The organism is Mesorhizobium quangtriensis, assembly GCF_040081925.1.
Lineage (GTDB): Bacteria > Pseudomonadota > Alphaproteobacteria > Rhizobiales > Rhizobiaceae > Mesorhizobium_K > Mesorhizobium_K quangtriensis.
Genome location: NZ_JBEBMF010000002.1, coordinates 1,147,807 through 1,174,147, shown reverse-complemented (window position 1 = coordinate 1,174,147; position 26,341 = coordinate 1,147,807). Strand labels below are relative to the sequence as shown.

General features: G+C 62.5%; 31 protein-coding genes and 2 pseudogenes. 17 read left to right on the top strand and 16 right to left on the bottom strand.

All coding sequences use genetic code 11. The annotated features are described in order from the left end of the window. Positions 1-53 precede the first annotated feature (53 nt). Complete coding sequence (locus ABMA32_RS14285; protein WP_349014415.1) at positions 54-896, top strand: COG3904 family protein; 843 nt, start codon at positions 54-56, stop codon at positions 894-896. Between the two features lie 3 nt (positions 897-899). Here ABMA32_RS14285 and ABMA32_RS14280 read toward each other — a convergent pair whose 3' ends face one another. Then, on the bottom strand, positions 900-2,105 hold the full coding sequence (locus ABMA32_RS14280) for a GGDEF domain-containing protein (protein WP_349014414.1): 1,206 nt from the start codon (positions 2,103-2,105) through the stop codon (positions 900-902). Between the two features lie 94 nt (positions 2,106-2,199). Continuing rightward, the gene (locus ABMA32_RS14275) at positions 2,200-3,399 is read right to left on the bottom strand and encodes a GGDEF domain-containing protein (RefSeq protein WP_349014413.1); all 1,200 of its coding nucleotides are present in this window, start codon (positions 3,397-3,399) and stop codon (positions 2,200-2,202) included. Positions 3,400-3,529: 130 nt separating this feature from the next. Here ABMA32_RS14275 and ABMA32_RS14270 point away from each other — a divergent pair, with 130 nt between their 5' ends. Further along, positions 3,530-3,841 carry a hypothetical protein gene (locus ABMA32_RS14270; protein WP_349014412.1) on the top strand — a complete coding sequence of 104 codons (312 nt, stop codon included), beginning with the start codon at positions 3,530-3,532 and terminating at the stop codon, positions 3,839-3,841. A gap of 76 nt (positions 3,842-3,917) precedes the next feature. Here ABMA32_RS14270 and leuC read toward each other — a convergent pair whose 3' ends face one another. From leuC to ABMA32_RS14245, 5 genes are all read right to left on the bottom strand, one after another. Next, positions 3,918-5,327 (bottom strand): 3-isopropylmalate dehydratase large subunit, encoded by a 1,410-nt coding sequence (leuC, locus tag ABMA32_RS14265; RefSeq protein WP_349014411.1) that lies wholly within the window; start codon positions 5,325-5,327, stop codon positions 3,918-3,920. Positions 5,328-5,386: 59 nt separating this feature from the next. Next, entirely contained in the window at positions 5,387-5,509 is a 123-nt protein-coding gene (locus ABMA32_RS14260) for a hypothetical protein (RefSeq protein WP_349014410.1), read from the bottom strand. Positions 5,510-5,599: 90 nt separating this feature from the next. Beyond that, on the bottom strand, positions 5,600-6,154 hold the full coding sequence (locus tag ABMA32_RS14255) for an MgtC/SapB family protein (protein ID WP_349014409.1): 555 nt from the start codon (positions 6,152-6,154) through the stop codon (positions 5,600-5,602). Positions 6,155-6,243: 89 nt separating this feature from the next. After that, positions 6,244-6,669: an OsmC family protein gene (locus ABMA32_RS14250; RefSeq protein ID WP_349014408.1), complete on the bottom strand. Its 426-nt coding sequence runs from the start codon at positions 6,667-6,669 to the stop codon at positions 6,244-6,246. Between the two features lie 113 nt (positions 6,670-6,782). Further along, the gene (locus ABMA32_RS14245) at positions 6,783-7,241 is read right to left on the bottom strand and encodes a YbaK/EbsC family protein (RefSeq protein ID WP_349014407.1); all 459 of its coding nucleotides are present in this window, start codon (positions 7,239-7,241) and stop codon (positions 6,783-6,785) included. Between the two features lie 132 nt (positions 7,242-7,373). Between ABMA32_RS14245 and ABMA32_RS14240 the strand changes: the two genes are divergently transcribed. Next, on the top strand, positions 7,374-7,565 hold the full coding sequence (locus tag ABMA32_RS14240) for a hypothetical protein (RefSeq protein WP_349014406.1): 192 nt from the start codon (positions 7,374-7,376) through the stop codon (positions 7,563-7,565). Continuing rightward, complete coding sequence (locus ABMA32_RS14235) at positions 7,562-7,918, top strand: YciI family protein (protein ID WP_349014405.1); 357 nt, start codon at positions 7,562-7,564, stop codon at positions 7,916-7,918. Before ABMA32_RS14240 ends, ABMA32_RS14235 begins: the two co-directional genes overlap by 4 nt. A gap of 1 nt (position 7,919) precedes the next feature. On the opposite strand, the gene ABMA32_RS14230 is transcribed toward ABMA32_RS14235, so the two are convergent. Further along, positions 7,920-9,176, bottom strand: a complete 1,257-nt coding sequence (locus ABMA32_RS14230; protein WP_349014404.1) for a ubiquinone biosynthesis hydroxylase — start codon at positions 9,174-9,176, stop codon at positions 7,920-7,922. A gap of 87 nt (positions 9,177-9,263) precedes the next feature. Here ABMA32_RS14230 and ABMA32_RS14225 point away from each other — a divergent pair, with 87 nt between their 5' ends. The 3 genes from ABMA32_RS14225 to ABMA32_RS14215 all read left to right on the top strand — a co-directional run bounded on the left by ABMA32_RS14225 (position 9,264) and on the right by ABMA32_RS14215 (position 12,107). Further along, positions 9,264-10,136 carry an acyl-CoA thioesterase gene (locus ABMA32_RS14225; RefSeq protein WP_349014403.1) on the top strand — a complete coding sequence of 291 codons (873 nt, stop codon included), beginning with the start codon at positions 9,264-9,266 and terminating at the stop codon, positions 10,134-10,136. Positions 10,137-10,359: 223 nt separating this feature from the next. Beyond that, a complete protein-coding gene (locus ABMA32_RS14220) occupies positions 10,360-10,698 on the top strand; it encodes a P-II family nitrogen regulator (RefSeq protein WP_292766213.1) in 339 nt (112 codons plus the stop codon). 32 nt (positions 10,699-10,730) lie between these two features. Beyond that, entirely contained in the window at positions 10,731-12,107 is a 1,377-nt protein-coding gene (locus tag ABMA32_RS14215; RefSeq protein WP_349014402.1) for an ammonium transporter, read from the top strand. A gap of 160 nt (positions 12,108-12,267) precedes the next feature. Here the strand turns inward: ABMA32_RS14215 and ABMA32_RS14210 are convergent, their stop codons facing one another. Continuing rightward, entirely contained in the window at positions 12,268-12,573 is a 306-nt protein-coding gene (locus tag ABMA32_RS14210; protein WP_349014401.1) for a hypothetical protein, read from the bottom strand. 170 nt (positions 12,574-12,743) lie between these two features. Here ABMA32_RS14210 and ABMA32_RS14205 point away from each other — a divergent pair, with 170 nt between their 5' ends. From ABMA32_RS14205 to ABMA32_RS14195, 3 genes are all read left to right on the top strand, one after another. Beyond that, on the top strand, positions 12,744-15,410 hold the full coding sequence (locus ABMA32_RS14205; protein ID WP_349014399.1) for a DNA translocase FtsK: 2,667 nt from the start codon (positions 12,744-12,746) through the stop codon (positions 15,408-15,410). 111 nt (positions 15,411-15,521) lie between these two features. Beyond that, on the top strand, positions 15,522-16,229 hold the full coding sequence (locus ABMA32_RS14200) for an outer membrane lipoprotein carrier protein LolA (protein WP_349014397.1): 708 nt from the start codon (positions 15,522-15,524) through the stop codon (positions 16,227-16,229). A 101-nt stretch (positions 16,230-16,330) separates the two neighbouring features. Beyond that, positions 16,331-17,137, top strand: coding sequence for an exodeoxyribonuclease III (locus tag ABMA32_RS14195; RefSeq protein WP_349014396.1), 807 nt, complete (start codon positions 16,331-16,333; stop codon positions 17,135-17,137). 5 nt (positions 17,138-17,142) lie between these two features. Here the strand turns inward: ABMA32_RS14195 and ABMA32_RS14190 are convergent, their stop codons facing one another. Then, positions 17,143-17,595 carry a cyclic nucleotide-binding domain-containing protein gene (locus tag ABMA32_RS14190; RefSeq protein ID WP_349014395.1) on the bottom strand — a complete coding sequence of 151 codons (453 nt, stop codon included), beginning with the start codon at positions 17,593-17,595 and terminating at the stop codon, positions 17,143-17,145. Between the two features lie 79 nt (positions 17,596-17,674). Beyond that, positions 17,675-18,358 (bottom strand): response regulator transcription factor, encoded by a 684-nt coding sequence (locus ABMA32_RS14185; RefSeq protein ID WP_349014394.1) that lies wholly within the window; start codon positions 18,356-18,358, stop codon positions 17,675-17,677. A gap of 97 nt (positions 18,359-18,455) precedes the next feature. On the opposite strand from ABMA32_RS14185, the gene ABMA32_RS14180 reads away from it, so the two are divergent. Further along, positions 18,456-19,049, top strand: coding sequence for a L,D-transpeptidase family protein (locus tag ABMA32_RS14180; RefSeq protein WP_425475527.1), 594 nt, complete (start codon positions 18,456-18,458; stop codon positions 19,047-19,049). Positions 19,050-19,150: 101 nt separating this feature from the next. Here the strand turns inward: ABMA32_RS14180 and ABMA32_RS14175 are convergent, their stop codons facing one another. Then, positions 19,151-19,378 (bottom strand): hypothetical protein, encoded by a 228-nt coding sequence (locus tag ABMA32_RS14175; protein WP_349014393.1) that lies wholly within the window; start codon positions 19,376-19,378, stop codon positions 19,151-19,153. Between the two features lie 127 nt (positions 19,379-19,505). On the opposite strand from ABMA32_RS14175, the gene gcvA reads away from it, so the two are divergent. From gcvA to ABMA32_RS14160, 3 genes and pseudogenes are all read left to right on the top strand, one after another. After that, positions 19,506-20,426, top strand: a complete 921-nt coding sequence (gene gcvA, locus ABMA32_RS14170) for a transcriptional regulator GcvA (protein WP_349014392.1) — start codon at positions 19,506-19,508, stop codon at positions 20,424-20,426. A 26-nt stretch (positions 20,427-20,452) separates the two neighbouring features. Then, a pseudogene (locus tag ABMA32_RS14165) lies at positions 20,453-20,686 on the top strand (divalent metal cation transporter); the annotation flags it as partial. Positions 20,687-20,845: 159 nt separating this feature from the next. Next, entirely contained in the window at positions 20,846-21,538 is a 693-nt protein-coding gene (locus ABMA32_RS14160; RefSeq protein WP_349014391.1) for a DUF1013 domain-containing protein, read from the top strand. Positions 21,539-21,572: 34 nt separating this feature from the next. Here ABMA32_RS14160 and ABMA32_RS14155 read toward each other — a convergent pair. From ABMA32_RS14155 to ABMA32_RS14140, 4 genes and pseudogenes are all read right to left on the bottom strand, one after another. After that, positions 21,573-22,015: pseudogene (locus ABMA32_RS14155) on the bottom strand (GFA family protein). Positions 22,016-22,018: 3 nt separating this feature from the next. Then, positions 22,019-22,741, bottom strand: coding sequence for a helix-turn-helix transcriptional regulator (locus ABMA32_RS14150; RefSeq protein ID WP_349014390.1), 723 nt, complete (start codon positions 22,739-22,741; stop codon positions 22,019-22,021). Positions 22,742-22,899: 158 nt separating this feature from the next. Continuing rightward, entirely contained in the window at positions 22,900-23,073 is a 174-nt protein-coding gene (locus ABMA32_RS14145) for a hypothetical protein (protein WP_349014389.1), read from the bottom strand. 107 nt (positions 23,074-23,180) lie between these two features. Continuing rightward, entirely contained in the window at positions 23,181-23,966 is a 786-nt protein-coding gene (locus ABMA32_RS14140) for an SDR family NAD(P)-dependent oxidoreductase (RefSeq protein WP_349014388.1), read from the bottom strand. Positions 23,967-24,139: 173 nt separating this feature from the next. Here ABMA32_RS14140 and ABMA32_RS14135 point away from each other — a divergent pair, with 173 nt between their 5' ends. The 3 genes from ABMA32_RS14135 to ABMA32_RS14125 all read left to right on the top strand — a co-directional run bounded on the left by ABMA32_RS14135 (position 24,140) and on the right by ABMA32_RS14125 (position 26,339). Then, positions 24,140-24,436 carry a DUF6958 family protein gene (locus ABMA32_RS14135; RefSeq protein ID WP_349014387.1) on the top strand — a complete coding sequence of 99 codons (297 nt, stop codon included), beginning with the start codon at positions 24,140-24,142 and terminating at the stop codon, positions 24,434-24,436. Positions 24,437-24,579: 143 nt separating this feature from the next. Beyond that, positions 24,580-25,239, top strand: coding sequence for a peroxiredoxin (locus ABMA32_RS14130; protein WP_349014386.1), 660 nt, complete (start codon positions 24,580-24,582; stop codon positions 25,237-25,239). 68 nt (positions 25,240-25,307) lie between these two features. Beyond that, the gene (locus ABMA32_RS14125; protein ID WP_349014385.1) at positions 25,308-26,339 is read left to right on the top strand and encodes an MBL fold metallo-hydrolase; all 1,032 of its coding nucleotides are present in this window, start codon (positions 25,308-25,310) and stop codon (positions 26,337-26,339) included. Positions 26,340-26,341: the final 2 nt, after the last annotated feature.

Below are 26,341 nucleotides of genomic sequence, written 5' to 3'. Positions count from 1 at the left end.
AGGCCGGAGAACGTCACGCAGCTTTCGCCCGGAGAACGCAAGGGCAATGAGTGATGAGCGACATGCAGGCCGCGGGACTGCCGGATAGCACAGCGCCAAGGCGCAATGTGCTTCTTCGGTACGTGGCGCGTTTCGACGACGCGGAACTCGTCCGGTCCGCCTTCATAGGCATGCTGGTTGGCGCGGTCGCCGTTGTGGCGTTCGATCTGCGCGACATGGCGGCTGAGGAAGGCTGGTTCACGCGCGAGACATTCATGACGGTGGCTATGCCAGCGGAACCTGTGTTGGCGCCTGCCGTCCAGACGGACGTGCCTTCCCGCCCCGAGGATAAGCGCCGCGTCGTCACGGCCGGCGACGAACTGCTGAACCAGCCGATGACTTTTACGCTGGCTTCTCGCGGCGTCCTCCTTGCGGAAGGCACCATCGACAGCGGTGCGGTCTCCCGGCTTGCGGCTGAACTTGAGGCGCGCGGGGAATATGTTCGGGTCGTATCGCTGAATTCGCCGGGCGGCGCGCTCGAGGACGCCATGGCCATGGCAAAGCTGATCAGGGACAAGGGCGTCTCGACGGAGGTGGTTGACGGCGCCCTTTGCGCATCGTCCTGCCCGCTGGTTCTGGCCGGTGGGCTGGAGAGGACCGTCGCGCCGAAGGCCGCTGTCGGTGTGCACCAATTCTACGTGGCGACGAAAGCAGAAGTCGCACCGGCGCAAGTGATGGCGGATGCGCAGATGACGACGGCGCGCATCTCGCGGCATCTCATCGACATGGATATCGATCCGGCTCTGTGGCTCCACGCACTCGATACGCCGCCGCAGGCGCTTTATTATTTCTCCCCGGAGGAGATGGCCAGATACCGGCTCGTCACCGCGCCGGTCGGGTCGGCGCAGACGCAGTAGCGGCTATCCGAGGCTTACGGCGGCGCCATGCTCGTCGCTCCAGCGTCTTTCGGGACGCGGCGCGATCTTGACGCAGTCGCGCCCACTCTTCTTGGCGATGTAGAGCGCCTCGTCGGCGCGCGCCATCAGGTCCCGGATGGATTCGCCGCTGCCACGTTCGGCGACTCCGAAGCTTGCGGTGACGCGCTTGACGGGCGGCAATCCTTCGATTGCGAGCGCGCTGAAGGCGCTTCTGGCGTTCTCGGCGAACAACCGCGCGGAGACAAGATTGGCGCCGGTCAGCAGCACCGCGAATTCCTCGCCGCCGACACGTCCCGTCAGATGGTGCGGTTCCATTGCCGAGCGCAGGAAGGTCGAGAACGATACGATGACGGTGTCGCCGGCGGAGTGGCCGAAATTGTCGTTGATCGACTTGAAGTGATCGAGGTCGGCGATCACGAGCGAGACAGGCATGCCATGCTTGTCGGCGTCGTGGAGCATTTTTTCAGCATGCATCTCAAAGCCCCCGCGGTTGAGCAGCCCCGAAAGGGAGTCCGTCTGCGAGCGCTCGTCCGCATCGAAAAGAACGTCGCGCACCAGAATGACGAGCAGCATCAGGGCGATCGCCATCGCAAAGACCGTTCCCATAGATTGCGAGAACATCGCGTAGCTGGTGGTGATGTAGAGGTCCGGAGTGTTGCCCGCCCCGCCGAAAGCGCCGAACAGGAACGGCTTCGACAGGAATTGCAGGGCGCTAAGGGCAAGGAGAACCATCAGCAGGTTATCAAGCGGCTTGCGCCTCCGCGCCTGGGCGACGAGGCCAGCCGCCATCGCCTGCATGATGAAATAGGGCGACTGATAGGCAAGCATGCGCGTGAAGGACTGGCGCGGCATCTCCAGCGTGAACGCGCACAGGATGAGGGCAATCGGGACAAGGATCGACATGGCCAGCCACGGCACGGGGACGGAATAGTTGCGCGCCACGCCGATGTTGAAGATTGCGAGGGCCGCGAGGAACGATCCGAAGGCGGCCAGCGACAGAATGGCAGACGCACCCAATGTCGCGATGGCGAATTCGAACAGGATGGTGGACATGCCGACGGCGTAGCTGAACGCGAACCAGCGCGCGGCCTGGCGTCGCCTGTCATATAGCACGACGATGCCGAACGAAGCCGCGAACAGCCCTGCCATGAAGAGATTGATCGCGAGAATGAAGCCTGCGCCCGTCATGGCGTCATGTGACCACAGGTGCCGACAAGAAGACGTTAATCTCCATATTCAATATCGACACAGGGCAGTGATTCCTTAACCTGGGGTTGTGCCGCTATGCCACCTGCGGCGGCGCGTCCGAGACGACCGCCTCCGGCAGGCGCTGGTAGGAAACCCGCACGCCGTCCCTGCCGCTTTTCTTCGCATGATAAAGAGCTTCGTCGGCTCGGCGAAGCATGTCGTCCAGGCTTTCGTCTCCCGAATGCGAGGAGATGCCGAAGCTGCCCGTGACCCTCACGTCCAGCGGGAGGCCCGCAATCGCGTTGCCGGAGAAGACGGTCCGCACGGCCTCGGCGAAGAGGCGCGCAGCGGCGGGGTCCGCCATCGGCAGGAGGATCGCGAACTCCTCGCCGCCGGTCCTGGCGGCCACCGCGCGCGAGCCTGCCGCGTCCCGCAGGCGTGTGGCGAACTCGACAATGACCTTGTCGCCGGCGGCATGGCCATGGCGGTCGTTCAGCGACTTGAACCGGTCGAGGTCGGCGACCACGAGCGACACCGGAAGTCCGGACGATATGCAGGAACCGAGAAGCTTCGATGCCTTCGCTTCAAAGCCACGCCGGTTCAGAAGTCCGGAGAGAGGATCCGTCAGGGATTCCGAGCGCAAGGTCGCGGTGAGGTCGAGTACTTCGACGGTAAAGAGGCAAAGCGCGATCATGAGAGAGAGGATCGCGTGGGAGAACAGGGCGGTTGTCCAATAAAGCGAGGAATACAGGTTCTCGTAACCTGTGAAGGGACCGTTTATCGCAACCGATACGACCGGACGGACGAAGAAGTTGACGGCTGATAGCAAGGCGAGCGCAAGCATGACCCTTTGGACAGGCGCCTTGTTCGGAATGGCCCGCAGCTCTGCCGCGACGATAAGGCTGATGCCGCCGATGCCGAAGTTCAGCAGCAGGACCCGCCATGTGATGTCCGGCTGGACAAAAATGAACCAGGAAAAGCCTGCGAGTGCTCCGGCAGCGAACAGCCCCATCCCGAACCAGGGAATGCGACGTCCGCATTGCCCTATGACGGTCGCAGCGATACCCAGCGAGGCGACCATGAAGCCGATGTTGGAAAGAAGTTTCGTGGCTGGCAAGCCGATCGGCAAGGTGAAGTACTGCAGCAGGAAGCCGGTTGCGGAGCTGGCATAGGCCATCGCAACAAGGACGAGGTGGGAGCGGTTAGGCCGATACAGCCACAGCGCCAGAAACGCCGTGGCGAGCGTCAGCGCAATCGCCGGGTTGACCAGCGATATGAAAAGTCCGTTATCCAAGAAGCCGCGCCCCAGTTGCGGTTTGGACCAAGCCTAGTGCCGAGCCCCAAAAATAGGGTTAAGGTCTGTTTGTCGATTTGATGGAGATGACCCGGCGAGATGTGCCGGGGAGCAAACCTGGAGTTGAGATATGGCTGAGACGATCATGCTGACCGATCACGAGGCGATCCGGGACTGGGCCGCAGCCCGTTCGGGTTTCCCGGCCATCGTCGACATTTCACCGGCTGGCGGCACCCAGCCCATGGTGAGGCTGGTCTTCGACCAACACGCCTACCAGGACGAGGATAGGGCCGAGCGGGCGGCTAATGCCGGCGGCTATGAACTGGTCGAATGGAGCGAATGGTTCAAGGTCTTCGATGAGCATCGTCTGGCGCTGGTGGTGCCAAAGGACACTCCCGGCGTTCGCGACAGCTTCCACGAAATCGTTCGCAGGCCGGGCTGACCGGATTTGCCGGCTAATCGACAATAAAAAAGGGCGCCAAACAAGGCGCCCTTTTATCTGAGTTAGCAGCTTTCGCTTATTTCCAGTCGCGGATGTCGACGAAATGGCCGGCAATCGCGGCCGCTGCGGCCATGGCCGGCGACACGAGATGCGTGCGGCCCTTGAAGCCCTGCCGGCCCTCGAAATTGCGGTTCGAGGTCGAGGCGCAGCGCTCGTGCGGCTTCAGGCGGTCGTCGTTCATCGCGAGGCACATGGAGCAGCCCGGTTCGCGCCAATCGAAACCCGCCTCGATGAAGATTTTGTCGAGACCTTCGGCCTCCGCTTGTTCCTTCACCAGGCCGGAGCCCGGAACGATCATGGCGTTGACCGTTGCGGCCACCTTCTTGCCCTGGGCGACGGCGGCGACCGCGCGCAGATCCTCGATGCGGCCGTTGGTGCAGGAGCCGATGAAAACGCGGTCGAGCTTGATGTCGGTGATCTTCGTGCCGGCTTCCAGGCCCATATATTCGAGCGCGCGCTTCTTGGAGTTGCGCTTGTTCTCGTCCTCGATCTCCTCGGGGTTGGGAACGACGCCATTGATGGACGTCACGTCTTCCGGCGACGAGCCCCAGGTCACGATCGGAGGCAGTTTCGCCGCGTCGAGCATGATCACCTTGTCGTAGTGCGCGCCTTCGTCGGATTTCAGCGTCTTCCAGTATTCGAGCGCCAGATCCCAAGCCTTGCCTGTCGGCGCGCGGGGTTTATCCTTCACATAGGCGAAGGTTGTCTCATCGGGCGCGATTAGGCCAGCGCGCGCGCCACCTTCGATCGACATGTTGCAGACGGTCATGCGGCCTTCCATGGAAAGCGCGCGGATCGCCTCGCCGGCATACTCGATGACGTAGCCCGTGCCGCCGGCCGTGCCGATCTCGCCGATGATCGCGAGGATGATGTCCTTGGCGGTGACGCCGTCGGGCAATTGGCCGTCGACACGCACCAGCATGTTCTTGGCCTTTTTCTGGATCAACGTCTGGGTGGCAAGGACATGCTCGACCTCCGACGTGCCGATGCCGTGCGCCAGCGCGCCAAAGGCGCCGTGCGTCGAGGTGTGGCTGTCGCCGCAGACGATGGTCATGCCGGGCAGGGTGAAGCCCTGCTCGGGCCCGATGATGTGGACGATGCCTTGGCGGCGGTCCTTCTCCGAATAGTACTCCACGCCGAAGTCGGCGGCGTTCTGCGCCAGCGCCTCGACCTGGATGCGGCTTTCCTCGTTCTTGATGCCGTTGACGCGGTCCTTCGATGTCGGGACGTTATGGTCGACGACCGCAAGTGTCTTTTCCGGATGGCGGACCTTACGGCCTGTCATGCGCAGGCCCTCGAAGGCCTGCGGGCTCGTCACCTCATGCACGAGGTGCCGGTCGATATACAGAAGGCACGTCCCGTCCGGGTCGCGCTGGACGACGTGGTCGTCGAAAATCTTGTCGTAGAGGGTGCGCGGTGCGCTCATGTGCGTGAATCCGTCGATCTTGAAAAGGGAATGCGCTCAGCTCCGGCCCTGCCGGACGGTCACGCCAGCCGAAGTCGGCTGGTGGGAGCACCGACGACCCGCGCAAAAAACCGCGCCGGCAGGCGCTTCTTGTCCTGCAGCGTGAAATGCCTGTAGCTAGGGTTTCCGAACAGCCGTTCCATGGGCGGCTTCCATAGCATCAAGGCGTTGCCACGGCAATGTTTCCTGGATTCCGCCGTCTTCGTTGGACCCTGTTCTGCCTGACGCAGGTTTCAGTCGCCTTTTGATGCGGGCTGTGCATCGCCGCCTTCATGTTTGTCTGAAGCGTCGGCATTTTCCACTGGAGTTCCGTTCTTCAGGTCCAGGCGCCGCTCGAAGCTGTGCAGCATAGTGAGCACAATGAGCGCCAGCACGGTCGTGAACAACGAGATCTGCCAAAGGCCGAGACCGCAACCCACGCCGATCGCGCCGGCCAGCCACATGCCTGCACCTGTGGTCAGGCCGTGAACCTGCCCGCGCGTGAAGATGACGACGCCGGCGGCGAGGAACGCGACGCCCGCCGTCACCGCCTCGATGATACGGATCGGGTCGAACTGGCTGGCGTCCATCTCGAACATCGGCGCGTGAGCGATCTCGATGGTGAGCAGTGCGAAAGTCGCCGCCGCGACGCAGACCAGGATGTGCGTGCGAAGCCCGGCCGGCCGGTTTCGCCACTCGCGCTCAAAGCCGATGGCGGCGCCGAATATCGTTGCGAGCAAGAGCCGCGCCGCCATGACGGGGAACGATGTGTAGGTCGGATGCGCGAATTCGTCGACGAGCTGTTCCATGATGCCCCTCTAATGTGAAGTCGGCAGGAACGCTGAACCTTAGCGTGGGTTCCGCGTCCTGCCGTCACAAAAGGAGCTTCAGCGTTCGATCAGCCGAGCTTTGCGTCGAGCGACACGTTGATTGCCCCGAGCGCGCGGGAAACGGGGCATTCCGCCTTTGCCTTGTCGGCGAGTTCCTTGAATTTTGCCGCGTCGATGCCCGGGACCGTCCCGACCAGCGTGATTGCGCTGCCGGTGATGCCTGTGCCGGGAACGAGCGTCACGACCGCCTTGGCATCGAGCTTCGTGGCAGGAGTGCCGTTTTCGGCGAGGAAGTGCGAAAGCTGCATGGCGAAGCAGGCGGCGTGCGCTGCGCCCAGCAATTCCTCGGGATTGGTGCCGGACTTGCCGCTTTCGTCCTCGAAGCGGCCCTTGAAGGAATAGGGGACGCCTTTCAGCGCACCGCTCTGCGTATCGATCGTGCCCTTGCCTTCCTTCAGCGTGCCCTGCCAGGCGGCTGTCGCGTGACGGTCCATGGTCGTCTCCCTGAAAAGATTGTCCAAGAATGAATGTTGCGTGGGCATCTTGCCCTGGCGACAACATAGGCCAGCCGGTGCCGGTGTCTACCGGGTGGCTTGCGAGGCGGCGCCTATTGGCAGACGTCGACCCATGTTGCGCCCGTCAGTTCGGCCATCCGCTGCGGCGTGATGCGCACGGCGGAATTGGTCGCGCCGGCTGCCGGCACAACGACCTCGAACTGTTTTAGGGACACATCGCAATAAATGGGAAGCGGCTGCGGTAGGCCGAAAGGGCAGACGCCGCCGACCGGATGGCTGGTAAGCTCGACGACTTCGTCCGCTCCCAGCATGCGGGGCTTGGCGGAAAACGCGTACTTGAATTTGCGGTTGTCCAGCCGCGCCGTGCCCTTGGCGACGACGAGCATCACCTGGTCGCCGGCGCGCAGGCAGATCGTCTTGGCAATCTGATCGGGCGCGACGCCATGGGCGGCGGCGGCGAGGTCGACTGTGGCCGAACTCTGGTCGGTCACGATCACCGGAATGTCAGGGGCTTTTTCAGCGAAGAAGGCGCGGACGGATTCGAGGCTCATGCGGCTGACCTATCCGTTGGAGATGCAGGCGACAATCGCGCGGCGAAAATTTTCACGCCGGCACTGCGAAAAATGTCGGCGTTGCTCGGCCGGGCGCGTCCTGTGCCCGCGACACAACGGGCGGAGACAGCAATGGACATTCTTTTTTCCGGGAGCCGAAAGACAAACGCCCACGATGAACCTTTGCCCGACCAGTTCCATACTGCCGGCATCGGTCGCCTGCTGCTGGCTTTTTGCATCATAGCTGGAGGGGTATTCCTGCTCGATCGGGCCAGCGAGGATAGGGCGTCCTCGCTGGCAAGTCACCAAGGAGACATGCAATGAACTACGTCTGTCTGGTCTACGGTGAGGAAAGCCACCTGCATGCGCTCGGCAGGGAAGGGCTGGCCGAACTCGACCGCCGCTCGGTGGGCTATGACAAGTCGATTGAAAAGGCCGGAAAGCTGGTCGTCGCTCAGGCGCTGCAATCGGTTACGACTTCGACGACAGTGCGAAAACGCAGCGGCAAGGTAGTGATGACGGACGGCCCTTTCGCAGAAACCAAGGAACAGCTCTTGGGCTTCCTGATGATCGAGGCGGACAGCCGCGAGGACGCTTTGGAGATCGCGTCAGGAATCCCGATCGCCGAATGGGGAACCATCGAGGTGCGTGCCGTCTACGACGTTCCGGAGCGTTAGCTCAGATCGCCTCGCCCCTGAGCAGGCGTGGCGTTTCGCCTGATAGTCCCGCGGCCTGCTTGATGAAGAATGCCTTCATGCGCGGCATGCGATCGACAAGGCCCAGGCCGACGTCGCGCAATTGGCGCAGCGGTGCAAAATCGTTGGAGAAGAGGCGGTTGAGGACATCCGTGGTGATGCCCATCTGCAGCGTGTCGAAGCGACGCCATTGCTGGTAGCGTTCCAGCACATCCATCGCGCCGATGTCCTGTCCCAGCCGGTCGGCCTCGACGATCGTCTCGGCCAGCGCCGCAGCGTCCTTGAGGCCGAGATTGAGGCCTTGTCCGGCGATCGGGTGGATGCCATGCGCGGCGTCGCCGACAAGGACGAAGCGCGGGGCGACGAAGGAACGCGCCAGCGTCAGGCCGAGCGGAAAGGCGCGGGGCTTGTCCTCGACGGAAATTTCGCCAAGCTTCAGGCCGAAGCGCTGCTCCAACTCGACCTCGAAGACCAGATCGTCGCCGGCCACCAGCTTGTCGGCGTCGGCCGTTCGTTCCGTCCAGACGATCGAGGACCTGTTCGAGCCATCCGCTCCGGGCGCGAGAGGCAGGATGGCAAAGGGGCCGGCCGGCAGGAAATGCTCCTCGGCGCGGCCGTTGTGCGGGCGTTCGTGGCGGACGGTGCAGACGATGCCGGACTGGCCGTAGTCCCAGCTCACCGTCTTGATGCCGGCCATGTCGCGCAACTTCGAGCGCACGCCGTCGGCCGCGACCAGCAGGCGCGTCTCAAGCGCCACGCCGTCGGCAAGATGCACGTGTGTCAGCGCAGGACCTGCCTCGAACGAGGCTACCGCCACGCCTTCCAGAATATCGATGCCGAGTTCGGCGGCGCGTCGGCGCAAGGCGGCACTCAGAATCTTGTTGGCGATCATGTGGGCGAAGGGTTCGCCGGGTGCGACTTCGCCATCGAATGTCAGGAAAACCGGGCGGATGGGATCGGCGGTGCGCGAGTCGGTGACGATCATCTCGGTGATCGCTTGCGCTTTTTGGGATACCTCGGCCCAGCAGCCGAGCTGATCGAGCATGCGACAGGCGGCTGCCGCGATCGCCGATGCGCGGCCATCCCTTTCCCATGCTCCGGCCGGCGCTGCGTCGACGACCGCCACGGAAAGGCTTGGGCGCGCCTGCTTCAGCGATACCGCCGTCGCGAGGCCGACATAGCCGGCACCCGCCACCAGGATATCGAGCGCGCCGGTCGTTCCTGACTTGGTTCCCGCCATCTCGCTGCTCCGGATACTGCCTTGACTTGCACCTTGCCCCTGATGGAAACCGGCTCGCGTCAACACCGTTCCAAAAAAGGCGCAGACATGACGGCCATGCAGGAGCTTCTGTCCATTCTCGACCTGGAAAGGCTGGAGCACAATCTGTTTCGTGGTCGCAGCCCGAAGCTCGACTGGCAGCGCGTTTTCGGTGGACAGACCATCGCCCAGGCGCTGGTCGCTGCGCAGCGCACGGTCGATGCCGACCGGCATGTCCATTCGCTGCACGGCTACTTCATGCGGCCGGGCGACACCAAGGTGCCGATCATCTACGAAGTCGACCGCATTCGCGACGGCGGCAGCTTCACCACGCGGCGGGTGGTCGCGATCCAGCATGGACATGCGATCTTCTCGCTGGAGGCATCGTTCCAGGTTGAAGAGGGCGGGTTGGAACACCATGTACCAATGCCGCTGAATGTTCCGTCGCCTGACAGTCTTCTCGACCAGCGGCAACTGCTCGGCGAATATGGCGACCGCGTGCCGGAGGGGATCAAGCGCTATTGGGAGCGCGATCGGCCCCTCGAGGTCAAGCCAATCATGCTCAAGCACTATACCAGCCGCGAAAAGCTGGAGCCGCATCAGGACATATGGATTCGAACCACCGGGCCGGTTCCGGCTGACAGGGCGCTGCAATCCGCCGTGCTCGCCTACCTTTCCGATATGACGCTACTGGACACGTCGACCTTCGCGCATGGCCGGGCCGTCTTCGATCCGGACATCCAGGCGGCAAGCCTCGACCATGCGATGTGGTTCCACAGGCCGCATCCGCTGGATGGATGGCTTCTCTACTCGCAGGACAGCCCCTCAACGCAGGACGGACGGGGCCTGTCGCGCGGTGCAATCTATGGGCAGGACGGCACTTTGATCGCCTCTGTGGCACAGGAAGGGCTGATCCGCGTCCGCAAGCAGCCTTCCTGTTAAGCAAAATCCCGAAACTGCACATTTTTTAAGCAATATGACAGGACCTACAATGGGCACTGGCGCAGCCGTGCGCCCAAGAGTTATTCATTTACAATAGGTTAACACCAGTTTCAGGCAACTGGCACGGAGCTTGAATTCCCTTTGGCACTGCCCGGTCTCCGCAAGGTCTCCGGTAAGTCACGTGTAACGCGGGGGACCCGCAATCAGCAAAGGGTGAAACCTTATGAAAATCGTGATGGCTATCATCAAGCCGTTCAAGCTCGACGAGGTGCGCGAAGCGCTCACCGCCGTCGGGATTCAAGGCCTGACCGTCACCGAAGTCAAAGGCTACGGGCGTCAGAAGGGGCATACGGAAATCTACCGTGGCGCGGAATATGCCGTCAGTTTCCTGCCGAAGATCAAGATCGAGGTGGCTGTGGCCACCGACGTCGTGGACAAGGCCGTGGAAGCCATCGTCGGCGCCGCCAAGACCGGCCAGATCGGCGATGGAAAGGTCTTTGTCTTCCCGCTCGATCATGCCGTTCGCATCCGCACCGGCGAAACAGACGCCGACGCGCTCTAAGCGGGCCAATTCCCAGTTTCATGGAGATTTCAATGAACATTCCAACTAATTTCAAGAAGGCGGCCCGCACCGCCCTCACGGGAGCGGCAATCCTCGCTGCGCTCGGAACGGTCGCTGCCTTTGCACAGGACGCCGCTGCGCCGGCCGTTGATGCTGCTCCTGCAGCGGTCCCGGTGCCGGACAAGGGCGACACGACATGGATGATGGTGTCGACCATCATCGTGCTGTTCATGGCCTTGCCGGGTCTGGCGCTCTTCTATGGCGGCCTCGTGCGCGCCAAGAACATGCTTTCGGTACTGATGCAGTGCACGACCATCGTGGCTTTGGTGATCGTGATCTGGGTTGTCTATGGCTACTCCTTCGCTTTCGGCGGCAGCACCAGCCCTTACTGGGGCGGCCTTGGCAAGCTCTTCCTTGCCGGCGTGACACCGGACTCGACGGCGGCAACCTTCTCCGAAGGCGTCGTCATCCCCGAGTTGGTCTTCATCTGCTTCCAGATGACCTTCGCAGCAATCACGCCTGCACTGATCATCGGCGCCTTCGCCGAGCGCATCAAGTTCTCGGCCGTGCTGCTGTTCGTGGCGCTATGGGTCACCTTCGTCTATTTCCCGATCGCGCACATGGTCTGGGATGCAAACGGCTTGATCTTCGGTTGGGGCGCGCTCGACTTCGCCGGCGGCACCGTCGTGCACATCAATGCCGGTATCGCTGCCCTCGTAGGTTGCATCCTGGTCGGAAAGCGCAAGGGTTACGGCAAGGATAACATGGCTCCGCACTCGATGACGCTGACCATGGTCGGCGCTTCCATCCTCTGGGTCGGCTGGTTCGGTTTCAACGCCGGCTCCAACCTAGAGGCAAACGGCGGCGCCGCTCTCGCCATGATCAACACCTTCACTGCAACGGCCGGCGCCATCCTGGCCTGGGTGATCGTAGAGTCGATTGCTCGCGGCAAGGCTTCCATGCTCGGTGCGGCTTCGGGTATGATTGCCGGCCTGGTGGCAGTCACGCCGGCAGCCGGTCTCGTCGGCCCTGTTGGCGCGATCGTTCTCGGCGCCATCGCGTCGGTAATCTGCTACTACTTCGTGACCGTCGTGAAGGTGAAGGTTGGATACGATGACTCCCTCGACGTGTTCGGCATCCATGGCATCGGCGGCATCGTAGGCGCCATCGGTACGGGCATTTTCGTCTCGGAAGGCCTTGGCGGCATTGGTTATGCCGAGGGCGTCACCATGGGCTCTCAGGTCTGGACGCAGATCCTTGCCGTTCTCGTGACGGTCGTCTGGTGCGGCGTCATTTCGGCGATCCTTTACAAGATCGTCGATGCGATCGTCGGCCTACGCCCCACTCCCGAAGCCGAGAGCGAGGGTCTCGACCTCACCTCGCACGGCGAAGTGGCCTACCACTCCTGATCAATCGCCGGGCGGTATCTCCCGTCCGGCTCAATAATCCCGTCGGGAGATTCTCCCGCGCTTCAGCCCGGCTCCGGCCGGGCTCTTTTTTTGTAATCTTACGCTGGATGTTAGCGCGCTCATCGCGCTTCGCAGCGAGAATTGGCCACCTAGTCCAAGCTCAGCGGGACTTGAATATCTGGCTTTCAACGCATTTGTGGACCGGGCAATAGTCCTTGTCCGAGGTGGGCACACCCGCGCCGCGCACAACCTCGTCGGCGTTACAGTTCTTCTGGCCATCGACGTAGCGGTCGTAGATCGGCAGGCCGAGAATCCCTCGCGACCGATAGACGAGAATGACTGCTCCTTCCGTTCGCAGCAGCGCCTGTACCGTCTCGCAGGTGACGTTGGACACCTCGTAGCGCGACACCGCAAAGGCGTGCGACGCGGTCAGGGATATAAGCAGTGCGGCGATCAGTCTTCTCATTGCTTCATTTTCCTCCTTCGCATTGACGGACGCAAGCGGACTTCACACGCGAAAGGGTCGGCGATTGGCGGCCCATGGTTAATGCGCCCTTAACCTCCCGCCGATAGGCTTCCCGTATCGGCCGCAGGTGCGCCTGCGCATCGCTTATGCATGGGAATATGGGGAACGACATGCGTTCTGGGGTTTCAGTTCCGCTTGAGCTGGATGAGGCGGGGCACGGATTACAGGCCTTTCTCCGCCGTCAGGCGGGGCGCGTGGCCGGCATCGGGCTGTTTGGTTTCGTGGGCTTCGCGCTGGCGAGCCTCGCTACTTGGAATGTGGCCGATCCGAGTTTCAGCCATGCCACCGATGCGCCGGTCTCCAACGCCATGGGCTATGCGGGCGCGGTCTTTGCCGACCTGGCCATGCAATTTTTCGGGCTGGCGTCGGTTGCGGCGCTGGTTCCAGCCGTGATCTGGGGCTTTTTCTTCGTCACAGCACGCGGCGTCGACAGCATGCCGAAGCGCGCCGCTGCATGGTTCGGGGCGGCGCTTCTGTTCGCGGCGATCGCCGGCTGCCTGACGCCGCCGCAGACATGGCCACTGCCGACCGGGCTCGGCGGAGTGTTCGGCGACATGGTGCTGAAAGTTCCTTCGCTGTTTACTGGCGGCGGCTATCCGGATGGTCTGCTCGCCACCGTGCTGTGCATCGTCTTCGTCGTGCCCGCCGCCTATCTGTTCGCCTATGGCTCGGGCCTCAGCGCCCGCAAGAACGGCTTTGCCGTGCTGGCACCCGCGAAAGCGAAGCAGAAACCGGTTGAGGAAGAGCTTGGCTTCGACGAGGATGAAGACGACCGCAACGGTGGTGTCCAGGCGCTGATGGGGGCGGTCGCGCATTCGTGGCTGTCGGCCAGAGCCTTCGTTCGGCGCGTCTCGGCGAAATACCGCAGCCGTGACGAATACGAATTCGCAGGTGTCGAAAAGGCGGGCGGCTGGCGGGCTGCCGCTGAGCGCGTCGAAAAAGCAGAGCGCGCCGAAGCGGGCGTCAGCCCTGCCGGCCGCGCCCGTGTCGAGCCGGAATTCTTCGCCGCAATGGTTTCCGACCGGACGGCTTCGGTGGACCCTGTCGATGTCGATGAGGAGTTCGTCCCTCAGGAGGACGACGACGAGGAATTCGAACTGGAGATCGAGGCGCCGCGCCGCGCCACCGCGACTTCAGTCAGGCAATTCCGCTCGGACGCCGCCACGCGGGTCGAGGCGCCTGCGCCACGGCCAAAGCCGGGCGCGCGCACCCAGCGCGAGGCGCAGACCTCGCTGATAGGCTCCGATGATTTCGAGATGCCGACGCTGCATTTCCTCTCGGAACCGAAGAACATCGTCCGCGACTCCACACTCTCCAAGGACGCGCTGGAACAGAATGCGCGGCTGCTCGAAGGCGTGCTGGAAGATTTCGGCGTCAAGGGCGAGATCATCCATGTCCGACCCGGACCGGTGGTTACGCTCTATGAGCTGGAGCCCGCTCCGGGCATCAAGTCGAGCCGCGTCATCGGCCTTGCCGACGACATCGCCCGCTCGATGAGCGCGATCGCCGCCCGCGTCGCGGTCGTGCCCGGTCGCAACGCTATCGGCATTGAGCTTCCGAACGCCAAGCGCGAGACTGTCTTCCTGCGCGAAATTCTCGCCAGCCAGGATTTCGAGCAGACAAAGGCGAAACTGGCTCTGGCGCTGGGCAAGTCGATCAACGGCGAGTCCGTCATCGTCGACATCGCCAAGATGCCGCACGTCCTTGTCGCGGGCACCACGGGCTCGGGCAAGTCGGTGGCCATCAACACCATGATCCTGTCGCTGCTCTATCGCATGACGCCTGCTGAATGCCGGCTGATCATGATCGATCCGAAGATGCTGGAGCTTTCCGTATACGACGGCATCCCGCATCTGCTGACGCCCGTGGTGACCGATCCGAAGAAGGCGGTCGTGGCGTTGAAATGGACGGTCCGCGAGATGGAGGACCGCTACCGCAAGATGTCGAAGGTCGGCGTCCGCAACATCGACGGCTTCAACGCGCGTGTTGGGCAGGCCGAGAAGAAAGGGGAGAAGATCTCCCGTACGGTTCAGACCGGTTTCGACCGCCAGACCGGCGAAGCGATCTACGAGACCGAGGAGATGGATCTCGAGGTTATGCCTTACATCGTGGTCATCATCGACGAGATGGCCGACCTCATGATGGTGGCCGGCAAGGACATCGAGGGCGCGGTGCAGCGCCTGGCACAGATGGCGCGCGCGGCGGGCATCCATGTCATCATGGCAACGCAGCGTCCTTCGGTCGACGTCATCACCGGCACAATCAAGGCGAACTTCCCCACCCGCATGTCCTTCCAGGTCACCTCCAAGATCGACAGCCGCACCATTCTGGGCGAGCAGGGCGCAGAGCAGCTCCTCGGCATGGGCGACATGCTCTATATGGCGGGCGGCGGCCGCATCCAGCGTGTCCACGGCCCCTTCGTCTCCGACGACGAGGTGGAGAAGGTGGTCGCCCACCTCAAGCTGCAGGGCGTGCCAGAATATCTCGACGCCATCACCGAGGACGACGAAGAGGACGAGGACGATGAACCCTCCGGCAAGGGCGGCGGCAGCGTCTCCGGGGTGTTCGAGGAGTCCGACGATCCCTACGATCAGGCGGTCGCCGTCGTGCTGCGCGACGGGAAGGCGTCCACCAGCTACATCCAGCGCCGCCTCGGCATCGGGTACAACCGTGCGGCGTCGATCATCGAGAAGATGGAGAAGGAGGGTATCGTGGGCCCCGCGAATCATGCGGGAAAACGCGAAATCCTCGTTCCGACGGAGGAGGACAAGCTCTAGACTGCCGCAGCGGTATTCAATTTCGGGAACTTTGCCCCCATGTAACGGGTTTTCAGGGGTATCCCAAGTGTCGCCAAACTTAGGCCCCACTGCGTGCCTATCGAACTCGCCATGAACAAGACGACGAAAGTGACGACCGGCATGAAAACCCGTTCAACGACAGATATCACCCGGCGCGGCCTCCTCAGGCTCGGCGTTGGCGCGGCCGGTCTGGCCGTTCTCACGCAAATGCCCGGTTTTGCGCTGATCGAGCCCGCAAGCGCAGCGACCGACGCTGCGCAGCGCATAGCGGACCACTTCTCGAAGGTCTCGACGATGACCGGCGAGTTCGTGCAGTTCGGGCCGCGCGGAGAACAGACCGGCGGCAAGTTCTTCATCCAGCGCCCCGGCAGGCTGCGTTTCAATTATGAGCCGCCGTCTGGATATCGTGTCATTGCCGATGGCAAGAACGTCGTGATCGACAACAGCAAGCTCAACACGATGGACATGTACCCTCTGTCCAAGACACCGTTGAAGCTGCTTCTGGACGAGCGGATCGACCTTTCCGGCAAGCGCGTGAAGAGCGTACGCGAGGAAAACGACCTGACGACGATCCAACTCGCCGACCGCCAGTTCTTCGGCAACTCGACCATCACGCTGATGTTCGATCCGAAATCCTACGAGTTGCGCCAGTGGACAATCACCGACCCGCAGGGCAAGGACACGACCGTGATGATCTTCAACGTCCAGCAGGGCGTAAAGATCGACCAGAATCTGTTCGTGGTCGACTACAAGCGCAACTACGATCTGAACAAACCGGGCGCTAACAGGAACCGTTAGACGCACACCGTATATAGACAGAAGCAAGGCCGCGATCTTTCGCGGCCTTGCTGTTTTCAGGCGCTGCTGGCAGTTTCCGGCCTTCCGATTCTGGACCTGCCATGCCCTTTTCCATCGCCACCTGGAACATCAACTCTGTGCGGTTGCGCGCGCCCTTGGTCGAGCGGCTGATCCTCGAACAGGCCCCTGACGTCATCTGCCTGCAGGAAACGAAGTGTCCGGACGACCTTTTCCCGCTCGCCCGGTTCCAGGAACTCGGCTATCGGCATATCGAGATCCATGGCCAGAAGGGCTATCACGGCGTGGCCACGCTTGCGCGGATGCCGCTTGAGGTGGTGGAGCGCCGACGCTTCTGCGAGATCCCGGACAGCCGCCATATTTCAGTGCGGCTTGACGCCGGCGGCCGTTCCATCGTGGTGCACAATTTCTACGTTCCTGCCGGGGGCGATGAGCCCGATCCGGTGATCAACCCGAAGTTCCGCCACAAGCTCGACTTCGTCGCCGAGATGAATGCAATCCGGGCTGAGCAAGACGGGGCGTCGGGATCGATCCTCGTCGGCGACCTGAACATCGCGCCGCTGGAGCACGATGTCTGGTCGCACAAGCAGTTGCTCAAAGTCGTCAGCCATACGCCGGTCGAGACCGAAGGTTTCGAGGCGATGCGCAAGGCCGGCGGCTGGGTCGACCTGATGCGGCTCAACGTTCCGCCGGAGCAGAAGCTCTACACTTGGTGGAGCTATCGCGCTGCCGACTGGGCGGCGTCCGACCGTGGTCGCAGGCTCGACCACATCTGGTCGTCCGAAAATCTGGCACCGGGTCTGAAGCGCATCGATATCCTGCGCGACGCGCGTGGCTGGGACAGGCCGTCCGACCATGTGCCGGTCATCGCCCGCTTCGACTTCGACTGAAGGTTTTAGCCGAGGCGTTCGCCGACCTGTTCGAGACGCCGGATCATGGTCTGCAGGTCCTCGATGATCTGGAGGCGCAGCTTTTCGGCGGTGTCGGGGAATTCTTCCAGGATGCGGCGGAACATCGAGCGATTGATGCGCAGGATTTCGGAATCGGTGGCCGCCTCGGCGCTGGTCATTCGGCGGGAGTCGGCGATCAGCGCCATCTCGCCAAGCACCGAGCCGTTGCTGGCGACGCTGACCTCGACATTCTGGCCGTCATGCTCGCGAAACAGGCGGATAGTGCCGCGGATGACGATGTAGGCGGAATCGGCCTCGTCGTCCTCCAGATACAGGCGCTTGCCGGCGGGCAGCCGCATCGCCTCCGCTCCGAAGGCGAGCAGGCGCAACTGTTCTACCGTGAAACCCTCGAAGAGCCTCACGCCGGACAGGATGCGGATGTGATCATCCAGCGCCATGATGTCCCCGAAAACCCAGTCTGGCGCTCCTCCAATGGTGGTCCCCTACCTCTCCGCGACAGGACCCCTTATCCTGCCGCTAGGGAACGAGTTTGTATCCGCCGCTTTCTGTCACAAGAATTTCGGCATTGGAAGGATCGCGCTCGATCTTCTGCCGCAACCGGTAAACATGGGTCTCGAGCGTGTGGGTGGTGACGCCGGAATTGTAGCCCCAGACCTCCTCCAGCAGGATGTCACGTGTCACCACCTTCTGGTCGGCCCTGTAGAGATATTTGATGATCGAGGCTTCCTTCTCGGTCAGCCGGACCTTGGCTCCGCGCTGGTCGACCAGAAGCTTCTGAGATGGCTTGAACGTGTAGGGGCCGACGGAAAAGGTAGCGTCCTCGCTCTGTTCGTGCTGGCGCAGTTGCGCGCGGATGCGCGCTAGAAGCACGGCGAAACGAAACGGCTTGGTCACATAGTCGTTGGCGCCGGCCTCGAGCCCGAGAATGGTGTCGGAATCGGTGTCGTGGCCGGTCAGCATGATGATCGGCGCCTTGTAGCCGCCCTTGCGCAAGAGCTTCACGGCCTCGCGCCCGTCCATGTCAGGCAGCCCCACATCCATGATCAGGAGATCGACAACGCCACCGCGCGCAACGGTGATACCCTTGCCCGCGGTCGGCTCTTCCAGGACGTCGAATTCCTCATAAAGCGAGAGTTGTTCGACAAGAGTCGAGCGCAGGTCGTCGTCATCGTCCACGATCAGGATTGTGCGTAAGGTCATGCTTCATTCCGTGACAGCGGCCACGAGGGCCGGTTGATCGGTTGACCCGGTGGTCCGTTTGTGCGGAACGTCTGCCATCCGGGTCGGGTGATTTGTCGTGCAAGGATCATACAGCAAAAAATATAAGTGTAAGTCGGGCAATGCAAAATACCGTGCGGGCCGGCAGCCGGGGGTTAACCGGCTTACCGTCCGCGCAAGGCCGGGCAATCCGTCGCAGGGCCTGCTGAAGGCCGGCAGCCTGGTGTTTCCTTGTGCGTTGGGGCGCGGGGGCATATCGTCAAACAAGCGCGAAGGCGACGGCGCGACGCCGCTCGGGCGTATGCGCCTCCTGTCCGGCTATTTTCGGGGCGACCATGTCGCCGCCCGCCGTACCCGCCTCGTCATGACGCCGATCTCGGCCAATCTCGGCTGGTGCGAGGTGCCTGACGATCGGAACTACAACCGTCCGATCAGGATTCCATACGGCGCCAGCCACGAGACAATGAGGCGCGACGATCGGCTTTACGACTACTGCCTCGTGCTGGACTGGAATATCTCGCCGCGCCGGCGCGGACGGGGCAGCGCCATCTTCTTCCATCTTGCGCGTCCCGGCTTCACGCCGACGCAGGGTTGTGTGGCCGTGACAGCGAAGGTCATGGCCCGGCTGCTGCCGTTCCTGTCGAGGCACACGGTGCTGCAGGTGTCACGATAGGCGAAAATTGCCGCCTCTCCCGCTCAAGAGGGAAGAGGCGGCGAGGTGTGCAGCCAGACGGGAGGGAGTTCGTCGCAGCCTTCCGCCGGGGCGCTGCAGCTCTATCGTCCGAGACGCCAGCCGAAATCGACCAAGCGGGGCTTCGAGGCTTCCCGATCGACGCTGCTCGACAGCGTTCGCGGGCGGACGCCGATGTCGGCGAGATCCCTGTCGGACAAGGCGGACACCCGTGCGGAGCGGCGGACCAGGGCAGATTTCGCCTCGCGAAGCCATGCGAAAGCGTCTTCCAGCGCACCGGAGCGCGGACGAGGATCGAATGCGATGGACATGACGTGTTTCCGAGGTTGCCGGATCAAATCCGGTTTGATGGTGTCTTCTAACGCCCACCATGTCTCATTGCGTTGAAAAGGAGAAACGAGTAGTTTTAACAATATCGTCAAACTCTATTTGAAGATCATGGCCCGTTTTCTGCCTGGTACCCGTGCCTTGCGGACGCTGGAAGCGGCGGCCAGGCACCTGAATTTCACGCGGGCGGCCAACGAACTTGCGCTGACGCCGGCGGCGGTCAGCCATCAGGTCAAGGAAATCGAAGATCAGCTCGGGCTGACGCTTTTCACCCGCAACAGCCGCAGCATGAGACTGACCGAGGCGGGAACGGTCCTCTTCGAGGCATCAAAGGAAGCGATGGATGTGCTCGGTCGCGCGGTGTCGCGGGCGCAAAAGGTGTCGCGCGGCCAGTCGCTGCTGAAAGTCACGGCCGACGCCCATTTCGCGGCCAAGTGGCTGATGCGCCGTGTCGACAGCTTCCGGGCTGCCTTCCCGGACATCGACCTGCGCTTCGACATTTCCTATGACGTTCGCGATTTCGAGGCCGACGACGTGGATGTCGGCATTCGTTTCGGCGAGGGGAAGTATGCCGGGCTGGCAGCACACCGCCTCTTCGACAATGTCATCGTTCCCGTCTGCAGCCCGCAGCTTTTGCGCAACGGGCCGGCGCTCAACGTTCCGCGCGATCTTTTCAACCACAGGCTCGTTCACATCGACTGGTCGCGCCAGGGCGTGACCTGGCCGAACTGGAGCATGTGGATGGCCGCCGCCGGCATCGACGATTTCGACGACAGGCGCGCCGTGGTGTTCGGCAACTCGTCGGACTGCATCCAAGCGGCCGTGGATGGCAGTGCAGTCGCGCTCGCGGATTTCGCCATGGTTGCGAACGATCTTTCCGAAGGGCGTCTGGTGCAGCCTTTCGAACTGGGCGTGCGCATGGCGCCGAGGTTCGCCTATCATCTCGTCTATCCGCAGGCGAACGAGCACGATCTGCGCATCGTCGCCTTCCGGGAGTGGGTTCTCGCGGAAGCCGCGGCGACCGGGAACTGAGGCCGCCCTTTATCGACCTTTGCGGCATGACGATCCTCTATGACGTGGCGCAGACCGGCAAGCTGCTGATCCTGACCCAAATGGAACTGAGCCTCCAGCTTCCCTTAGCGGTGGTGCCACTGGTGATGATGACCTCTTCGCGAGGCAAGATGGGGTCGCTGGTCGCGCCGCGATGGATGACGACGGTCGCGGTGCTGGTCGCGACGCTGATCATCGCGCTCAACGTCAAGCTGGTCTTCGATTTCCTGACCGGAAGCTGAGCGGCGCACCGTTCCAGGCGGAAAGAGCTTCCATCCCCTGCCAATGGTGAAGATTCTTGCCCTTGCGGCCGAACATCGTTATATACGCCGCGATTTCCCAAATTGGTGGTCTGACCACCGTCCGCGACGGGACGCGGGCGAACGAGAGGATTTTATGCAATGGCAAGCACTCTTCTGATGCCCAAGGCGACGGCCGTCTGGCTCGTCGACAATACGGCGCTGTCCTTCGATCAAATCGCGCAGTTCTGCGGTCTGCACCCGCTTGAAGTTAAGGCGATTGCCGATGGCGAGTCCGCGCAGGGCATCAAGGGCATGGACCCGATCATCACCGGCCAGCTCACCCGCGACGAGATCAAGAAGGGTGAGGCGGACCAGAACCACAGGCTGCATCTTTCCGAGCCGAAGGTCCGCGTCCCGGAGTCCAAGCGCAAGGCGCCGCGCTACACGCCGCTTTCCAAGCGTCAGGACCGGCCCAACGCGATCCTCTGGCTGGTTCGCAACCATCCCGAACTGAAGGATGCCCAGATCTCGCGCCTCGTCGGCACGACCAAGTCGACCATCGAGCAAATTCGCGAGCGTAAACACTGGAACGCCTCGAACCTCGTCCCGATGGACCCGGTAACACTCGGCCTCTGCTCGCAGATCGACCTCGATCTCGAGGTGAACCGCGCTTCGAAGGGCAAGGAGCCAGCAGTACCGGTCGGCGATACGTTGCTGCCGGCGGCGCTCACTGAGCGCCTGCAGCCCGAGCAGCCGAAGGCCAAGAGCGAGGACGACGAGCTTGACGCTGACGCCGTGTTCGCCAAGCTGTCGGCGCTCAAGTCGACGCAGCCCGAGGACGAAGAGAAGTAAGCTTTCTGCGTCACCGCATGAGAAAAAGGCCCGCTCAGCGGGCCTTTTTCTTTTCTGCAGGTTCGTAACGCAGGATACCCGCTATCCCGTCGCCCGCATGGCCGTCGGAAGGATGGTGGATGCCGTCCAGCACCAGCACTTCCCGGAATCGAACGGGCTGACGCCTTCGAGGATCGCGACGTTCACGCCGTATAGGTTCGGGTTGGAGCGGCGCTGGTGGTGCGTGTAGATCCCGCAGACCGAGCAGAAGTGATGTTTCGCCTTCATAGTGTTGAACTGGTAGGTCGCGAGCGAGTCCGCACCGGCCACGACCTGCAGATCGTCCAATGCGGCCGAAACGACGACCGCACCGCGCATGCGGCAGAGCGAACAGTCGCAGCGGCGCGCCGCGCCCAGCCCATCAGATAGCTTCACGCGCAGGCGCACCGTTCCGCAATGGCAGGCGCCTTCGACTTGTTTGGGGTCCAAATCGGTCACAGCTCAATAGTGTCCGCTTGCACGCCCCGGCGCGGCTGCCGAACGCTCACCGCGCTCCATCGAGCGGTAGAAGTCGGCGAGTTGCTTGCCGCGTTCGGGCTTGTAGGTACGGTCGGTCGGGATGACGGCGGCGATGCGGTCGATGCGGAAGGCACGGAAGTCGGAGCGCATCTCGCACCACGCAACCAGCGTCCAGACCTTACCCCAAAACCAGAGCCCGAGCGGCCGCACGTCGCGCGCCGAGGGCCGGCCTGCCTCGTCGCGATAATCGAGCGTCAGCACCTCGCGCTTCTCCACCGCGCGCTCGATACGGTCGATATGCGCGCGGTCGGCGTCGCTCACGACCCACATCGGGGCATGGATTTCGGTGCGGGCGATGCGATCCTTCTCGGCGTCCGGCAGCACAGCACCGATCTTGACCAGCGCTTCGTCGGCCGCACGCGCCATGGTCGCGCCGCCGAAGGCGCGCACCATGCGGGCGCCTGCGACGAGCGCCACGATTTCGTCACGCGTGAACATGAGCGGCGGGAGGTCGAACCCCTCCCTCATCATGTAGCCGACGCCGGCCTCTCCATCGATCGGCACGCCTGTCGCCTGAAGATCGGCGATGTCGCGATAGATGGTGCGTTCCGAAACCTCCAGCCACTGGCCCAGCTTCTGGGCAGTAACCAGCCGTCCACCGCGGAAATGCTGTACGATCTGAAAAAGCCTGTCCGCCCGGCGCATGCGTCGCTCCCGTTCCCTCAAAAAAGCACGGCCCAATGCGACGTGAAAGGCATCCGGCCGGAGGGCAAAACTGCCACAGGGCTCCTGACAGCATATTGTCAGGAGCCTTCAGGATAGCGCGTTTTGCGGAAGAAGGAAGCAGGTGCATTTCCGGGTCCCTAGCGCCCACGCGAGATGCGGCCACCATCGAAGTCGGGCCAGCCGATATCCTTGCGGATGTCTTCCGGGAGGGAATACATGAAATGGGCCATGCGGAAATCGTCGTGCATGGTGCGCAGCCTGCGCGAATAGCTGCGAACTGACTCGAAAAGGCTGGCAGCGAGCGGGGTCATGGCGGTTCTCCTCCTGTTAGGAGAACACTATCGCATGCCCCTCCTGACAGCCCTCCGTCAGGAGCGATCAAGCCCGTTTTCGGGCGGTCGCAAAGGCCCCGGAAAAGCTAGTGTTTCACAGGCACGACGTAGTTCAGCGGCAGGCGCCCGCCATCAGCGTAGATGGTCTGGCCGGTGATGTAGCTTGCCTCGTCGGAAGCGAGAAAAGCCGCGATTGCCGCGATTTCAGCCGGTTCGCCGATGCGCCCCAGCGGCGTACGAGACAGCAGCCGGTTCTTGGCCGCCGGATCGCTGTTCACGCTGGCCAGCATCTCGGTCATGATCGATCCCGGCCCGATCGCGTTGACGCGGATCCCATAGGGCGCAAGGCCGATGGCCATGCCCTTTGTCAGTTGGTTTACGCCGCCCTTCGAGACCGAATAGGGGATCTGGTTCGGCAGCGCGAAGACTGCGTTTACCGAGGACATGTTGACAATCGAGCCCGGTTTTTCGCCAGCCTTGACGCGCTCGGCCATGTGACGTGCAACCGCCTGGCCGACCAGGAAGGAGCCCTTGAGGTTGACGCCGAGCACGCGGTCGAAATCCGCTTCAGCGAGGTCGAGGAAGTCCGAGGCGTGCACGATACCGGCATTGTTCACCAGTACGTCTATCCTGCCAAACGCCGCTATGGCGGCGGCAACCAGGCTGTCGACCTCGGCCCGGTCGGCCACGTTCGTCTTGTGGAAGAGAGCCTTGCCCTTTGCCGCGAGAGCGGCGGCCGCTTTCTCACCGCGCGCCGGGTCGACATCAGCGATCATGACGCTGGCGCCGTCTTTCACGAAACGCTCGGCGATGGCGTAGCCGATGCCGCTCGCGCCGCCAGTGACGATGGTCGCCTTGCCGCCGATGTTCATGGGAATACTCCTTGTGTTTTCGCTTGCCGGTTCGAATTGCAGCGGAGGATGCTGGCCGCAAGGGACAGGAAGGTCAACCGGACAGTCCAGGCACGTATTATTTGTCCGATGATCTGTCGGGGATTTGCACGACAATACGTCCTATGGCAGGTCCTGCATTCGGAGGAGCAAGAATGGCCAAAACCGAGAAAATCCAGATCGAGAATGTCCTCCAGCCCGGCAAGACCTATTCGGTCGACCCGGACAAATATGTCGCGATGCGCAAGGCGGTGCTGGCCGTTCTGCCTGCTAAGCCTCCGGGTATGAAGGTCGCAGAGCTGCAGAAGGGTGTTCTGAAAAATCTTCCCGACGAGTTGTTTCCCGGCGGCGCCACCGCCGGTTGGTGGGTGAAGGCCGTTCACCTCGACCTGGAAGCCAAGGGAATCGTCGTCAGGGAAAAAGGTTCTCCGGTCAGACTGCACAAGACCTGAAATCACCCGGTTTTGACTGCTTTTGAGCAAATGCGCGGCTTGCCCGTAGGGAATCTCGGTCATAGATTGCCGCCCGAATGTAGGCGGTCCGACGACCGGCACTCACGACCCACCCTGCCGCGCGGCAATCCAAGGAGATACCCATGGCCCTGACGATCAACGACACCGCTCCCGATTTCGAGGCGAACACGACAGAAGGGCCGATCCGCTTCCACGAATGGCTGGGCGACAGCTGGGGCGTCATCTTCTCGCACCCGAAGGATTTCACGCCGGTCTGCACCACCGAGCTTGGCCGCATGGCGGCGTTGAAGCCGGAATTCGACAAGCGCGGCGTGAAAGTCATCGGCCTTTCGGTCGATCCCGTCGAGAACCACAAGAAATGGTCGATCGACATCGCCGAGACGCAAGGCACCGCCCCGAACTATCCGATGATCGGCGATACCGACCTGAAGGTGTCGAAGCTTTACGGCATGCTTCCTGCTGACACGGCGGGCACGTCCGATGGCCGCACGCCGGCGGACAACGCCACTGTACGCGCCGTCTTCGTGGTCGGCCCGGACAAGAAGATCAAGCTGGCGCTCATCTACCCGATGAGCACCGGGCGAAACTTCGACGAGATCCTGCGCACGATCGACTCGCTGCAGCTCACCGCCAAGCACAAGGTGGCGACGCCGGTCGACTGGAAGCAGGGCGGCGACGTGATCATCCTTGGCTCGGTATCGGATGACGACGCGAAGAAGCAGTACCCCGACGGCTGGAAAGCACCTCGCCCCTATATCCGCATCGTGCCGCAGCCGAAATAATCGTCGCGCAAAAGATCCCTCTGCTGTGCTAATCTCCCACCGATCCAAATGATCGTTGGGAGGCCAGCATGATTTTCCGCCAGCTCTTCGATTCCACGTCCAGCACCTACAGCTATCTGATCGCCAGCCGGCGCGGGGCTGAGGCCCTTATCATCGATCCTGTGCTGGAAAAGGTCGACCGCTACATCAAGCTCTGCAACGAGCTCGATCTCAGGCTGGTCAAGGCCGTCGATACACACCTGCACGCCGACCATGTCACCGGGCTGGGCGAACTGCGCGATCGTACCCATTGCATCACCGTCATGGGCGAGCAGACCAAGGCCGACGTCGTGTCGATGCGGCTTGCCGATGGCGACAAGCTGTCGATCGAGGGCGTCAGCCTCGATGTCGTTTATACGCCAGGCCACACGGACGATTCCTATTCCTTCGTCATGGAGGACCGCGTCTTTACCGGCGATACGCTGCTGATCCGCGGCACTGGCCGGACCGACTTCCAGAACGGCGACCCGCGCCAGCAATACGAGTCGATCTTCAACCGCCTGCTCAGGCTGCATGACGATACGCTCGTTTTCCCGGCGCACGATTACAAGGGCGACACGGTGAGTACCATTGGCGAGGAGAAGCGCAACAATCCCCGGCTTCAGGTGCCGTCGATGGAAGCCTATGTCGAGCTGATGAACAACCTCAATTTGCCCAATCCCAAGATGATGGATGTCGCCGTGCCGGCCAACATGCATATCGGCCTTCATCAGGACGAGGTCGCGGCCAAGGGCTGGGCGATCAAGGCCGGTTCAGCGGTCGGCTTGCTCGGCCGCCCGGATGTCGCGCTGGTGGACCTTAGGGAAAAGAGCGAGCGCGAACGCCATGGCACGATCCCCGGCGCGCTGCACATGCCCTATGCGACCATTGACGACAGCGTGAAGGCGGGCGGCATCCTCCACCAACTAGGGTCGATGCAGAAACTCGCTTTCTTCTGCGCCTTCGGGGAACGCTCCGCCATGGCGGTGACTGCCGCACGCGACGCGGGCATAGGCTCGGCTTTCCATATCGAAGGCGGCATCGAGGCCTGGAAGAAGGCAGGTGGGCCGGTCGAGCACTGAGA

Coding starts and splice junctions, on each gene's coding strand:
- ABMA32_RS14240 (WP_349014406.1), top strand. CDS start 7,374: ATGGACATTCTTTTTTCCGGGAGCCGAAAGACAAACGCCCACGATGAA.
- ABMA32_RS14135 (WP_349014387.1), top strand. CDS start 24,140: ATGGCCAAAACCGAGAAAATCCAGATCGAGAATGTCCTCCAGCCCGGC.
- ABMA32_RS14280 (WP_349014414.1), bottom strand. CDS start 2,105: ATGACGGGCGCAGGCTTCATTCTCGCGATCAATCTCTTCATGGCAGGG.
- ABMA32_RS14150 (WP_349014390.1), bottom strand. CDS start 22,741: ATGCGCCGGGCGGACAGGCTTTTTCAGATCGTACAGCATTTCCGCGGT.
- ABMA32_RS14270 (WP_349014412.1), top strand. CDS start 3,530: ATGGCTGAGACGATCATGCTGACCGATCACGAGGCGATCCGGGACTGG.
- ABMA32_RS14160 (WP_349014391.1), top strand. CDS start 20,846: ATGGCAAGCACTCTTCTGATGCCCAAGGCGACGGCCGTCTGGCTCGTC.
- ABMA32_RS14225 (WP_349014403.1), top strand. CDS start 9,264: ATGACGGCCATGCAGGAGCTTCTGTCCATTCTCGACCTGGAAAGGCTG.
- ABMA32_RS14285 (WP_349014415.1), top strand. CDS start 54: ATGAGCGACATGCAGGCCGCGGGACTGCCGGATAGCACAGCGCCAAGG.
- ABMA32_RS14235 (WP_349014405.1), top strand. CDS start 7,562: ATGAACTACGTCTGTCTGGTCTACGGTGAGGAAAGCCACCTGCATGCG.
- ABMA32_RS14230 (WP_349014404.1), bottom strand. CDS start 9,176: ATGGCGGGAACCAAGTCAGGAACGACCGGCGCGCTCGATATCCTGGTG.
- ABMA32_RS14220 (WP_292766213.1), top strand. CDS start 10,360: ATGAAAATCGTGATGGCTATCATCAAGCCGTTCAAGCTCGACGAGGTG.
- ABMA32_RS14140 (WP_349014388.1), bottom strand. CDS start 23,966: ATGAACATCGGCGGCAAGGCGACCATCGTCACTGGCGGCGCGAGCGGC.
- ABMA32_RS14125 (WP_349014385.1), top strand. CDS start 25,308: ATGATTTTCCGCCAGCTCTTCGATTCCACGTCCAGCACCTACAGCTAT.
- ABMA32_RS14185 (WP_349014394.1), bottom strand. CDS start 18,358: ATGACCTTACGCACAATCCTGATCGTGGACGATGACGACGACCTGCGC.
- ABMA32_RS14205 (WP_349014399.1), top strand. CDS start 12,744: ATGCGTTCTGGGGTTTCAGTTCCGCTTGAGCTGGATGAGGCGGGGCAC.
- ABMA32_RS14145 (WP_349014389.1), bottom strand. CDS start 23,073: ATGACCCCGCTCGCTGCCAGCCTTTTCGAGTCAGTTCGCAGCTATTCG.
- ABMA32_RS14195 (WP_349014396.1), top strand. CDS start 16,331: ATGCCCTTTTCCATCGCCACCTGGAACATCAACTCTGTGCGGTTGCGC.
- gcvA (WP_349014392.1), top strand. CDS start 19,506: ATGGCCCGTTTTCTGCCTGGTACCCGTGCCTTGCGGACGCTGGAAGCG.
- ABMA32_RS14190 (WP_349014395.1), bottom strand. CDS start 17,595: ATGGCGCTGGATGATCACATCCGCATCCTGTCCGGCGTGAGGCTCTTC.
- ABMA32_RS14215 (WP_349014402.1), top strand. CDS start 10,731: ATGAACATTCCAACTAATTTCAAGAAGGCGGCCCGCACCGCCCTCACG.
- ABMA32_RS14130 (WP_349014386.1), top strand. CDS start 24,580: ATGGCCCTGACGATCAACGACACCGCTCCCGATTTCGAGGCGAACACG.
- leuC (WP_349014411.1), bottom strand. CDS start 5,327: ATGAGCGCACCGCGCACCCTCTACGACAAGATTTTCGACGACCACGTC.
- ABMA32_RS14245 (WP_349014407.1), bottom strand. CDS start 7,241: ATGAGCCTCGAATCCGTCCGCGCCTTCTTCGCTGAAAAAGCCCCTGAC.
- ABMA32_RS14210 (WP_349014401.1), bottom strand. CDS start 12,573: ATGAGAAGACTGATCGCCGCACTGCTTATATCCCTGACCGCGTCGCAC.
- ABMA32_RS14200 (WP_349014397.1), top strand. CDS start 15,522: ATGAACAAGACGACGAAAGTGACGACCGGCATGAAAACCCGTTCAACG.
- ABMA32_RS14175 (WP_349014393.1), bottom strand. CDS start 19,378: ATGTCCATCGCATTCGATCCTCGTCCGCGCTCCGGTGCGCTGGAAGAC.
- ABMA32_RS14250 (WP_349014408.1), bottom strand. CDS start 6,669: ATGGACCGTCACGCGACAGCCGCCTGGCAGGGCACGCTGAAGGAAGGC.
- ABMA32_RS14255 (WP_349014409.1), bottom strand. CDS start 6,154: ATGGAACAGCTCGTCGACGAATTCGCGCATCCGACCTACACATCGTTC.
- ABMA32_RS14260 (WP_349014410.1), bottom strand. CDS start 5,509: ATGGAACGGCTGTTCGGAAACCCTAGCTACAGGCATTTCACGCTGCAG.